This window comes from bacterium (genome assembly GCA_040755755.1).
Classification (GTDB): Bacteria; SZUA-182; SZUA-182; order DTGQ01; family DTGQ01; genus DTGQ01.
In genome coordinates this window covers 91,510-103,604 of record JBFLZW010000055.1, presented here as the reverse complement: position 1 = coordinate 103,604, position 12,095 = coordinate 91,510, and the positions used below count along the sequence as shown (strand labels likewise).

The following is a 12,095-nucleotide window of genomic DNA, read 5'->3' as shown; positions in this document are numbered from 1 at the left end:
CCAATGGTATTGGTTAATTCAGATCAGGTTGAGGTCCTTGATTCATAGCCCTCCTTTTAGTCGCTATTTGATGCATAAACTACGCCATATTTATGAAGAAGGTTTGATTACTTCACTTCCTTTCCTCTCTCCCCGATACCAGAGACAGGGATTCCGATAAGGATAGTAAGGTCTAAAATTAACTCTAATAACAATACGAGGAGATTGGCATGGGTCAGATAGGAGAATTGCTGCGAAATGTTCCCTGCGCTTTTCTCTGGAACAACAGATTGATGGTTCCCTTATGGCAGATGGGGCTTTATACGTCCATTATTTCCTTTTGTCTGCTTTTGAAAAGATATCGCCTTGGCTTATCGGTTTCCTTTGTTTTCTGCTTTTATTGGGGATTCATTGCCAATCGAGAGCTGTTTCTGGGGGGAGGGGGAAGTATCGACCGCTTCTCTCTGCCATTTATTTTGTACATCGCAGGAGGCTTTATTATGGTGGCGCTGTCAGTAGCTTCCTTTTTCGCCTCTGAGAGTTGAGGAGAATATCTCACCCGGCACCGGGCTGGTGGCCTGCAGCAGGCAGGCCAGAAATGCCCGGACCTTGTGCAGGGTTTCCAGGTATTCAAGATAAGGATCTGAGTCTGCCACTACTCCGCCTCCGGCATTGAACCAAAGCCGTGGCCCCTGCTTGAGGATGGTCCGGATGGGAATATTGAAATCGGAAATCCGATTAAAGCCAAAATAGCCAAGTGCTCCGCAGTAGACCCCTCGCCTGATTTTCTCAAGCTCAGCGATAACCTGCATGGCCCGGATCTTTGGCGTGCCGGTAATTGATCCTCCCGGAAAGCAGGCCAAAAGGCAGTCCAGGTGATCAAATTCAGGTCGTAATCGGCCGCTCACGGTCGATACCAGATGAAAAACAGTGGCGTATTTTTCCACCTCAAACAGCCGATCCACCCGGACGGTGTGATAATCGCAGACCTTTCCAAGATCATTCCTTTCCATGTCCACCACCATCAAAAGCTCTGCCCGGTCTTTCTCACTCTGCCATAATTTCCTGGCCTGGGCAAGGTCTTCCCGCCTGGTTTTGCCCCTGGGCAATGTCCCTTTGATCGGTCTGGTTTGAACCTTTCTGCCCTCCATCCGCAGAAAGCACTCCATAGAGAAGCAGAGAATTTCCCGGTGACCGAACCGAAGATAGCCCCCGTAGGGAACACGGTTGACCCGGCGGATTTTCCGGTAGATATCGAATCCCGCTTCTTCGGATTCGCAGGAGAATTGCTGGGAGAGGTTTACCTGATAGACATCCCCACGGGCGATATATTCCTTGATAACTTTGACCGATTCCTGGTAGGAGACAGCGGTGAAATTGGACCTCAGCACGTCACGCCTCTGAGGGCTGACCAGCAGGTCAGCAGGATCTTGCCATAAGGAAAAGGAATTACCCGTATCCCTGCCATTCTCCTCAAAATCCCTTTCCTCAGCCGAAATTTTTTCCAGCAGAGCGAGAAAACGGGAAAACCGCAATTGCGCCCACTGATCCTGCTGTGCTCCCTGGAAGGGAAAGCCGGTCGAAACCAGAGTGATAATCCTTTGACGGTGATCAAAGATCAGGAGAGTATCGTAGAATCTCCACTCCATCTGCGGCCATTCCTGGAATCCATCAAGAAGCGGTACCTCTGCTTCCAGAGACGCCCCAAGGTCATATGAGATATACCCAATCGAAGCTCCCAACGGGATTGGAAAAGCTGGATGTTCGGGAATTTGGAATATGGCCAGTAATTTCCGCAGGGTGCCGAATGGGTCACCCGCCCTGCCCGTGAACTGGTTGATCAGGTCGAAAGGGAACAACTCATCCGTGATCTGAGAGGATGAATCGTCCCGGTCATGATCAGTGTGTCTCAGGAAAGAAAGCTGGCTTTGCCCCTGGTTATAGGAAAATTTAAGAAATGGTTCAAGGGCGATTATCGAACATCGACCATGCCCATGCTGATGGTCGCTGCTGTCCAGAAAGGCAAAGTCAGGCCGCTCAGCCACATGTGCGGCCACCTGGAAAGGTTCAAGGTAATAATCAAGAGACCGGATTATCATTTCGATACCATAGCATAATTGAAAGAGTGATTCCACTGCTAAAATAAATTTGTCAAGAAATATTTTGGCGGTATATAATATGAGAAAGGTGATTTCCGTCTGTATTTATAGTCCATACATTAGCCGTACGATATGTTGAGGGAGGGTAGATTGATGATCTAGCAGGAATTGCTGACTTGTTGAGACTCACTGATATCTTCTCGTTGACTCATTCTCCAGGATTCTGATAACCCTTCGCTTTTATCTCTTTCGCAACTTGTAATATTCCGGCCGTGCCGGGGTTCGGCAATAAACGTCAAAGTCGAGTTTTTTCCGCTGTTATAGTGAATGTTCCTTTGATTTCCAAATGCAATTGAGCACTAGTTTGAGTGAAAAGATAATACTATTACGTTCTTAATCAGAGGAGGTGGTAAGGCAAGGCAGACTACTTTTAAGTTCTTTTGATTTATCCAGGCAATTGGATACTTAAAGATTTTATGTTTAAAGGAGGTAAATTATGCAGTTATCCAAAGTGAAGTTAGGAGCTGTTATTCTCTTTTGCCTGACAGCCCTGGTTTGTGTGCCTCTGAACGGACAGGCCTACTATAACTATGGTGTCCCCTTAGGAACTATTTATGACTATGCCCTGTATGGCGGGCTGTATGGTTACGGTGGGCTCTATGGCCTGTATGGCTCCCCGATCTACGGCGGGCTGTATGGCTACGGACTCTATGGACTCTATGGTCTGTATGGCTCTCCGATCTACGGCGGGCTGTATGGCTATGGTTTGTATGGAGGTGGACTCTACGGCCTTTATGGCAGCGGGTTATATGGTGGACTCTACGGATTATACGGAGGCTTGGGATTAGGCCTGTATGGACTGGGAAGATATCCTCTTGCATCTGACACTTTGCCATTGGTCGAGCCGGTTCGCTCACCGGCTGCCCTGACTACCCTGACGACTACTCTCCTTGGCGGAGGTGGAGGGCTTATCAATCCAACCGGAACCTGGAGTGGTACCTGGCTCAGCTATATCAGCCTTAAGGGGGGAATCTGCAATATGAACCTGGTCTATAATACTCTCACCAGGACCGTTTCAGGAACTGCCGGGCTGCTCCTGAATAAACTGATCCCGATCCCAATCAATGTATCTGGCGCATATCTTGGAAGTCCCTTTACCCTGAGCGGCTCCTACCTCGATCCGGTATCCCTGGTAACATATTATGAAGACTTGACCTGCACGCTGGTCAGCGCCTCTTTCATGACCGGAACTTATCTTATCCATGATGCTCTCTTCCTCAAATCTGACACGGGAGAATTTAATGTAAGCTTGAGTGTTGTTCCGACAATATAAGAAGTTAACTATCGGTTTTTGCGAGAAGGCAAAAGGGGTGAGCTTCATTTCCGGGCTCACCCCTTTTGCTTTGCCAGGTGAGAGCATTTTTTCCTGTAGACCGATCCGTTTTTTTTATGGTAGAGTAACGATATACTAGAGGAGTCAGAATATTAGCTCCTGGCTGCTGAATCCTAACAAACATAAGGGAGGGAAGCGAGATGGCTATGATAAGGCCTCAGAGGAAAATAAGGACTGCCTATCAAGGGTTCCAGGTGGCAACCTGGATTTTTGTATTGTGGGTTTTTCTTTCCCTGTCTGGTTGTGCTGAAGTGAGCCGGCAGGTCAAAAGCTCATTGGGACTTGAACCGGCGCAGGATCTGACGGCAGCATTGACCCGCGCTCCGGCCCAGTGGGATGATGCCATGGGTCAGGCTGCGGCTGTAGATCCCAAGGTAACCGAAGGTCAGCGGCTGAATAACGATCCCGCTCTCAACAAGAGGCTGCAAACCATGGTTGACCGCCTCAGGGCTGTGTCTCATGCTCCGCAGATTCCATTCCGGGTCAAGATTATCGAAAGCAAGCAGGTCAATGCTTTCAATACCGGCGGAGAATTGCTGTACGTCTACACGGGTTTGATTGATTATGTCAAGAGCGACGATGAGCTGGCTGGAATTCTGGCCCATGAAATGGCTCATGGAATCGGGGCCCACCTGCAGAGAGAGCAACGGTCAATGTTCCTTCCTACCATTGGTGCAGTTCTGGCTAATGTTGCCTTTCAAAATCAGACCGCGGATCAACTGATCGGTCTGACCAATCAGGCGCTCTCCTCCGGCTACTCCCGAAGACACGAGCGGGAGGCGGATATTCTGGCGGTAATGTATACTTACCGGGCCGGCTATAACCCTCTTGGCTTTGAGGATTTTTTTGCCAGGATGAGTCAGCAGGCCAGCCAGGTGAAGCAGGAGAAGGAAAAAGAGCTTCGGGGAAGCTATTCGAGCTTGCAGCAGTCAGCCCGTGAACTGGAGCAGAGAAAGCTCGCCTATGATGCTTCTTATCGGCAGCTTCAGGCCAGACCCGATTCTCCCGATGCCCGCCGGCAGCTTCAGCAGGCTGAAGAGCAGCTCAAAAAAAGCCAGAATCAGCATGACAGGCAATCTCAGCAGTATCATCAGGTGTATAAAAACTACGCCCAGTCTATTACTCAGCTTTTCCCCATCTTTCAATCCCACCCTTCGGATCCGGAGCGGATTGAAATCGTTACCAACACGCTAAAATACTTGAAAGGGGAAATACCCCTCTCCCAGACACTTCCTTCGGTCCGGTATGTGATTGAGGCGGTAGAACAGGCCCAACAACCTGCCCAAAAATAAAAAGGGGCCATCAACGGCCAAAATTTTTGGGTTGATGGCCCCGTTCTAGGGGATGATAAATGGGAGTGTTTAACTCCTCTTATCAAGGGAGGGCAAAGGAAATTACCTGAATTTTCGATTTTTTTCTTTATTTCATTATCTAAACCATTTTGCCTCTATAGACGATGACTCTCTCCATTCATTACGGGAAAATATCATAAAAATTATGAACAGGTCATAGATTGTGAACACACCACCCTCCAGGGGGCTGATCACTTTTAAAAGGTGTGATCGTACTGCTATGAGCGTCCTTATTTAATAAGGCCAGCTCGAGACCGGCTGGCTGATCCCATAGAGTGCCCACACGGTAGAGCCAGGCGGTGAATAAGACGTGCTTGTTGAAGGCAGATCGATTGCATAGAGAGCAATCGGACCGCTGATCGGAGCGGCATAGATTGCTACAGCCCCTCCGGGATCGGGTGTATATGACCCTGGAGAAACAGGATACCCAGACCAGGGAGAGGACTGCCAGCCGAAAAGCCCCCCGAAGATATTCCACAAGGGAGAGAATAGGTTACTGATGCCGCCCCACAGGTTCGAGAAGGGATTTGCCCAGGGGGAGGCGTATGGAGTGAAGGGATTATTCCAAAGGGCGATGGGATTGAACAGGGAATAGCTGCCAAATCCATACGGATTGTATCCATATCCGTAACCCCAACTGCTCCACCCGCCCCAGGGGTAGCTGCCGAAGGATGGGTAAAGAAGAGGGTTATATTGTGAAGTTGTCTGCACTCCCACCCCGTAATAGGTTGCCGTGTCAGTGGTCTGAATCCCATAATAGAGCCTCGGTGTAGTGGCAGGTATTCCATACCCTGCATACAGCGATTGGGTGCTTTGCCGGTTTTCAAGCCTTTCAAAAAAGATGTGAGCCATAATGGTCGCCTCCTTATGCTGGAAAGTCCTCCTCAGAAAATGCAAGAGGTATTCCATTCGAGCTTATTCGAGGCAGAGATAGCACAAAGATAGAAGGTCAGACACAGTGCTTTTTGAGGCTTTCAGAGCCAGCGGATAATGGATAGCTGGAAAGATTTTTCCAGCACTCATGCCCGGCGGGGCAGCCGGTTTTTCTCCACTGTCCCGGGCATGAGTGTTTGTCGGATTTTATCTTTCGGCTGTTATTGCATACATTACTTTTTGGCAGGGAAGTGTATCATATACATTAATCTATGATCGGGGTACCGTTGCTCCCAAAATTCTTCCAGGGTGTTCCACCAGAGACTAAGGAACCCACCCATCCTGCCGGAAGAACCACCGCCACCAGGAATCGGCCAGGGTTTTGACGGCTGGACGCCGTACAGAGGGTAAGCTCTGTAAAACAAACTTGATTCTCCCCACTCAGAAGCGACGGGCTTGTTGGCAGGGAGTCTTAATCCTCTCCTCCATACAGTGCCTGTGTGCTTTGCCGGTTCTCCAGCCTTTCAAAAAAGATATGAGCCATGATGATTATCTCCTTTTCTGTGCAGGTATGGCCATGCCTGCATATCCTTCCGCCCAGTCCGGTTCCCTCCTTGAACCATTGCAGGCATGGTCGATCCTGCAATCTCTCTTATCGGTCATACGGCAAGATAATGCGGCTCATTCGGTATACTGAAATATCGCTTATTGAACATTCCAAGATGGAAAATAATTAGTAGAGCTCGGCATTGAATAGGATGCAGTCGGAAGAGAAAATGACTGAGAGAGCATGCTCTGGCCGGGGAGTTGAACTGCATAGAGACTTACGGCCCACGGTGCTGATTGCTTGGGAGAGAATTGCCAGTTGATAACTGTCTGAAAAGTATTCCACAGGGGAGAAAGAAAGCTGCTGATTCCCCAGATGGATTCGCTGCTTGCCGGGTAGTTCCAGGATGATCCGCTCCCGCCTTGATAGGGCCAGGACGATGAGCTCCCAGCGGGATACGTCCAGGAAGACCAGCCATTGGCTGGGAAAGTCCAGGATGATTCGCTTGCCGGGGGAATGGACACTCCATAATACGTCCGCATTTCCGGAGGGGCCACTCCGTAGAGAAAGCGGGGAGGGGATATTCCGTATAAATAGTTCATTTCGCGAGCGGGTATTTCATAGTCCGGCTGACACCGCTGGTCAGGAACAGAGGTTCCGTAATAAGCACGGATTGTTGATTGCGGCGTTTTGTACGAAACCTTGGGCACCATGCTGCCGGAGGAGGATTCGAATCCTCCATAATACAGCGACTGGGTGCTGCGCCGCTTTTCCAGTTTTTCGAAAAAGATATGAGCCATGATGACTACCTCCTCTCTTTCTCCTTCTTTTCGAGGCGATAGAGGCAATAGGGGTTATTGAAAATCGACCCGCTGAAACAGTAGGCCGTGGATTTACATCCTCCCCGGCAGACATAGTTAAACTCACAGTCCGCGCAGTCTCCTTCCAGCAGGCCGGTGTGAAAGCTGCGGTTGTAGGCGAAATTTCCCGGCTTGTTCCAGATATCGGCCAGGGATTCCTGCCGGACATTGCCCTCGATGAATTCCGGGAGGGATGGCATGGAAAGGCATCCTTTGATATCCCCGTTGGCTTCGATGCCAAGGGCCTGCATACCGGCAAAGCAGCCGGTCCACAAAGGCAGACGTCCGGGCAGGTTTGCCCGCAGGATTTCCTCATGCTGGCCAAAGTAGCCGATATTGTCGGCCACATCCAGGCGGATGCGGCCTTCCCGGCGAACCTGAAGCACGAATTGCTCAACAATGCGCATATCTTCAGGCTGAATGATAAACTCGGAGTGCTCGCACAGCCGTCCGCGGGGGACACCAAGCTGCAACTGCCAGATTTCCACCTCTTTTTCCCTGACGATCTGGTAGATCCGTTCCAGCTCGGACAGGTTATCCTTGCAAACGGTGGTGACCATGGCCGAAGAGACATCATTCTGGCGAAGCAGGGTAAAGGCATCCAGCACCCGCTGGAAGGAGCCCGGCTTTCGCCGGATCTTCTCATGGGTTTCCCTGAGCCCATCGAGGCTTACGGCCACATTGGTAAGTCCGGCCTTCCTGATCCGGTCAACCAGGGCCTGATTCATAAGATAGCCATTGGTAATGGCATTTACCTTGACCCCATACTCCGCAAGACAGCGGGCCAGCTCATCCCAGTCTTCCCGCAGAAAGGGTTCCCCCCCCAGCAGGGTCAGGATCTCGCACCCCAGCCTGCCCAGTTGACGGCAAAGGTCCAGGGCCTCCTCGTGGTCAAGCTCCCGGCCACGCTCAGGGCCTGCCTCGGAGCCGCAATGGGCGCAATTCATATTACACCGCAGGGTCAGCTCCCAGACTACGCTGCGGGGATAATATTTTATCTTGTCAAGGTAATACCGGGGATTTTCCTTCAGCAGTTTGAGGATATAGCGCATACGAGATCTCCTGATAAACGTGTTCCGCTTCCGGAAGGAAGCAGGGGTTCAATCCTTGAGCACGAAAAAGCCAGCATCCTCCCCGGCACAGTGAAAGGTGGGGACATTGCCGGCAGGTATCGGAAAGCCCGGAGGGCAGGTTTTTGCGGAAACTGCCAAACTCCTGCTCCCAGATTTTGGTGAGAGAATCAGTCCGGATGTTTCCTTCCATCTGGCCGGAGAACGCCGGAACCGCGCATCCGAGTATTCCCCCCTCATGGTCGATGCAGAGCGTGTTCCAGCCGCAGCCGCAGAAAAAGGGATTCGCACGGATCAGAGGATCCAGGGGGCCAAGATATCCGAACGGCTCGCCGGGCTCAACCGAAAATCCCCGCCTTCTGGCTTCAAGGACAAACCGGAAGGCTTGTTGTACGACTTGCGGGTTGTTTCGGACGGGATGTCCATGCTGAAAAAGGAGCGGCTGCAACTGGAGCTGGTGTGCTCCGGCCTGAAAAACCTCCTCGGTCAACTGGGGAAGCTCCATGATATTTTCATCCAGCAGAATGGTGCTGACACCGATGAAGGGGGCCCCGAGATCGTGGAAGAATTCTATGGTCCGGATTCCCCGCTCATACGATCCCCGGCTGTCACGCAGGCGGTCCTGGGTATTCCGGCAGCCGTCCAGGGTGATGATCAGCGAGTCGAAGCGGGCCTGCTCAAGGGCCATGAGGTTATCCTCCGCAGCCTGGCCATTGGTGGTGAGCCCTACTTTCATCCCCCGCTCGTGGGCATATCGGGCAATCGAAAAGATATCGGGGCGAAGCAGGGGTTCACCACCGGTTATGGAAAAGAATTCACATCCCGCATCTGCCAGCTCATCGATAACTTTCATGACTTCGCCGGTGGTCAGCTCGCGCGGATTCACCTCCCCGGCGGTGGTTTCGCAGTGTGAGCATTGAAACTGACAGCGGTTCGTGCTCAGCCACTGTACGTATTGCGGCTGAAGGCGGCCATTTCGCCACTTTTGCTGGTACTGAGCCAGCCGGACCTGCTGGGGAGATGACGGGGGGACTGAAGGCTGCCGCTGCGGGAGCGTGGATTCACTGGAGGGAGCAGTCTCTTCCTCCTGAATGCCAGCCTCCGCTTCCTCCCTGGCATCCCTTGGCCGAAGCCCTCGTATTCCATCGATAAAGGGACTGACCAGGTCCAGAGGGAAGGGAAAAAGGATAGTCGAGCCTTTCTGGGTGGAAACATGCCGCAGGGTCTGGAGGTAGCGCAATTGCAGGCTCTGGGGATTGCCGGACAGAATCTCGCCCGCTTTGGCCAGAGTCACGGCGGCCTGATATTCCCCCTGAGCGTCGATCAAAAGAGCGCGCCGCTCCCGCTCGGTCTCTGCCTGTTTGGCCATGGCCCGCTTCATCTCTTCGGGCAGGGTAACTTCCTTGATTTCGACGATGGGGATCGCAATTCCCCAGGGGCCGGTGGTTACGGCGATAATCTGCTGCAATTGCTGATTGAGCTTGGCCTGCTGGCTGAGAAGATCATCCAGCTCCACCTGGCCAAGAACACTGCGCAGGGTAGCCTGAGCGATCAGAAAGGTGGACTGATAGATATTTTGAATGCTGATTATGGCCCTGGCCGGATCGGTGATATTGAAGTAAACGACTGCATCCACAGTTACCGGCACATTATCTCTGGTCATAATATCCTGCCGGGGAACATCGATCGATACCAGCCGAAGGTCAATCCTGTGCATCCGGTCAATCAGCGGGATCAGAAAAACCAGTCCCGGCCCGCTGGTGCCCCGCAATTTTCCCAGGCGAAAGATTACTGCCCGCTCGTATTCTTTCAGAATCTTGCAGGCCGAGGCCGCAAGAGCAACAACAGCCATGAGGGAGATAAATACCTTTAAAAATTCAAGCTGCATAGCCACCTCCTGTCAATGAAAGAAAGGAAGGATAATCCTCCCGAAAATATTGGCAGCGAACCAGACCAAACCCACTATGGAAAGGAGGGAAAATATCAGGGAAAACAAGCCATACAGGGAAAGCCAGTGAAATCTCCCCTTTCTCAGGTACTCGCGCCCCCGCTGCCGCAGGTTGACGTTTCTGGTAAGATCCGATAAGAGCCAGTAACCATCCCCGTTAACCATGGGGTTCAGGATAATGGTCCAGCGGGTGTATTGGAGGAGCAGCAGGGGAGTAACATAATACTCCAGTGGAGGATGCCAGAGGACAAGCACGACCAGCAGGGTGTTGAAGACAAGGTCTGCCAGCATCCCCGCCGAATTGATGAGCAGCCGGATGTTGGGCGGCAGACACCAGGCCGGGTGAGTATCCATATACACCGCCGGAAAAAAGAGGAGGCGGGTAAAACCCAGCCGGGGGGCGAAATAGGGCCTGGCCGCCAGGTAATGTCCCATCTCATGGAGAATAATGGGCACAATGGAGATCAGCCCGATCAGCAGCCCTTCATATCGGTGATTGAGCGTGGCCGTGCTGGCCAGAGTGCGAAAATATTCCACCTGGACAGCGGCAAGCATCAGAAAGAGGAGGATAAAGGGTAACAGGTGAATGTCGTCCCATTGACGGCCCATGGTGATTTTCCCCTGTCTGGCCGGGACGATCGAGCCTTCTTTCTCAAGACTCGTCAGGAGGGAGTATAATTCCTGCTGCTCAACTTTGTATTTTTGAGCAAGCCCTGATATCGTTCTTCCCCCGTTCAGTTCCAGAAGGAGCCGCAGAGTCAGCCAGTCTACATGGAAAAGCCCCCGGTTGGGGGTCCGTACCCATAAGGTTCCGTCATCCAGGGGACCATACTCGAACCGGAGGCGGAGGCGATAATTTTCCTGCTCTGGCCGGAATGCAGGGGGCGGGCCTTGAAGCGAAGAATGTTTCATCTTCTTGTTCTCCTGACAGGTAAGTTTGAATGTTTCAATCATCACTGCAATGATACTGCATCAGTGAACGATATATTGAATAATGGGGGGACGAATTTCTGGATGGTTAAATTTATAATAAATGACGATTGATGAGGAAGAATCTTATGGGAAAATAACCTCCCTCAGCACAAGGTGCTCTCTTTCTGTCATCTCACCCCTCTTCCTTATCGGCAGGGTGATCCTGGTGCCCTGACAATAGAGCGCATCAATGGCTCCACTTACAGTAAGAGGGGCAAAGTCTTGCAACCGGGCAGATGGGGCATGAGGGTTTGGGGGCTTTGCAGATTGCGCGGCCATGAAATATCAGAAGGTGGGAGAACTGAATCCACTCCTCACGGGGGATGATGCTCATCAATTCCTGCTCGATCTTATCCGGATCTTTCTGGCTGGTAAGACCAAGCCTCCCCGCCACCCGCTTGACATGGGTATCTACCACCAGGCCGGGAATGTTGAAGGCATTACCAAGAACCACATTGGCAGTTTTACGTCCTACACCGGGCAATTGAGTCAGGTCCTCAAGCCGGTTGGGAACCTCCCCCTGAAACTTTTCCTCCAGGTGCTCACAGCAGGCTTTGATGTTTCTGGCTTTATTGTGGAAAAAGCCGGTCGGCCTGATATCCTCTTCCAGCTCCGCCAGGTCTGCCCTGGCATAGGCTTTGGCTGAAGGATATTTGGCAAACAGGGTCCTGGTGACCTTGTTTACCCTCTCATCCGTACACTGGGCTGAAAGGATTGTGGAAATGAGCAGCTCAAGCGGTGAAGAAAACCGCAGAGCGGTTTTGGCCTCCGGATAGGTCGATTTTAAAATGGAAATGATCTCGCTGATCCGTTCTGATTCGGCAGAGTTTGTGTTCATAAGCTTACCCCATGAAGGATATAGTAAACAATCAGCCCGCCCTTGTCAATCGGCTTTTTCCTGTTTCATTCAAGTAGCCGGGCAGCTTGCGGCCATACAGGAGCACATCTCCTGTGGAGTGGGTATCAGTAAATTATATCCGATGGATTTTCAATTGGAGGTCG

The 12,095-nt window shown here is 51.6% G+C and carries 11 protein-coding genes; 3 read left to right on the top strand and 8 right to left on the bottom strand.

What is annotated here, in order from left to right; all coding sequences use genetic code 11:
* Nucleotides 1-209 precede the first annotated feature (209 nt).
* A complete protein-coding gene (locus tag AB1611_17075) occupies nt 210-524 on the top strand; it encodes a hypothetical protein (protein ID MEW6381299.1) in 315 nt (104 codons plus the stop codon).
* Here AB1611_17075 and pabB read toward each other — a convergent pair.
* Nucleotides 492-2,114 (bottom strand): aminodeoxychorismate synthase component I, encoded by a 1,623-nt coding sequence (pabB, locus tag AB1611_17070; GenBank protein ID MEW6381298.1) that lies wholly within the window; start codon nt 2,112-2,114, stop codon nt 492-494. The genes AB1611_17075 and pabB overlap by 33 nt on opposite strands.
* A 460-nt stretch (nt 2,115-2,574) precedes the next feature.
* Here pabB and AB1611_17065 point away from each other — a divergent pair, with 460 nt between their 5' ends.
* Nucleotides 2,575-3,411 (top strand): hypothetical protein, encoded by an 837-nt coding sequence (locus AB1611_17065; protein ID MEW6381297.1) that lies wholly within the window; start codon nt 2,575-2,577, stop codon nt 3,409-3,411.
* Between the two features lie 200 nt (nt 3,412-3,611).
* A complete protein-coding gene (locus AB1611_17060) occupies nt 3,612-4,763 on the top strand; it encodes a M48 family metallopeptidase (protein MEW6381296.1) in 1,152 nt (383 codons plus the stop codon).
* Nucleotides 4,764-5,057: 294 nt separating this feature from the next.
* On the opposite strand, the gene AB1611_17055 is transcribed toward AB1611_17060, so the two are convergent.
* The 7 genes from AB1611_17055 to nth form a co-directional block, all read right to left on the bottom strand.
* Nucleotides 5,058-5,675, bottom strand: a complete 618-nt coding sequence (locus AB1611_17055) for a hypothetical protein (GenBank protein ID MEW6381295.1) — start codon at nt 5,673-5,675, stop codon at nt 5,058-5,060.
* 493 nt (nt 5,676-6,168) lie between these two features.
* Complete coding sequence (locus tag AB1611_17050; protein ID MEW6381294.1) at nt 6,169-6,342, bottom strand: hypothetical protein; 174 nt, start codon at nt 6,340-6,342, stop codon at nt 6,169-6,171.
* Between the two features lie 59 nt (nt 6,343-6,401).
* A complete protein-coding gene (locus AB1611_17045) occupies nt 6,402-7,043 on the bottom strand; it encodes a hypothetical protein (protein MEW6381293.1) in 642 nt (213 codons plus the stop codon).
* A gap of 5 nt (nt 7,044-7,048) precedes the next feature.
* Nucleotides 7,049-8,155 (bottom strand): radical SAM protein, encoded by a 1,107-nt coding sequence (locus AB1611_17040; GenBank protein MEW6381292.1) that lies wholly within the window; start codon nt 8,153-8,155, stop codon nt 7,049-7,051.
* Entirely contained in the window at nt 8,106-10,061 is a 1,956-nt protein-coding gene (locus tag AB1611_17035; GenBank protein ID MEW6381291.1) for an SPFH domain-containing protein, read from the bottom strand. The genes AB1611_17040 and AB1611_17035 overlap by 50 nt, the downstream gene beginning before the upstream one ends.
* 12 nt (nt 10,062-10,073) lie before the next feature.
* Complete coding sequence (locus AB1611_17030; GenBank protein ID MEW6381290.1) at nt 10,074-11,033, bottom strand: hypothetical protein; 960 nt, start codon at nt 11,031-11,033, stop codon at nt 10,074-10,076.
* 247 nt (nt 11,034-11,280) lie between these two features.
* Nucleotides 11,281-11,931: an endonuclease III gene (gene nth / locus AB1611_17025; protein ID MEW6381289.1), complete on the bottom strand. Its 651-nt coding sequence runs from the start codon at nt 11,929-11,931 to the stop codon at nt 11,281-11,283.
* Nucleotides 11,932-12,095 lie beyond the last annotated feature (164 nt).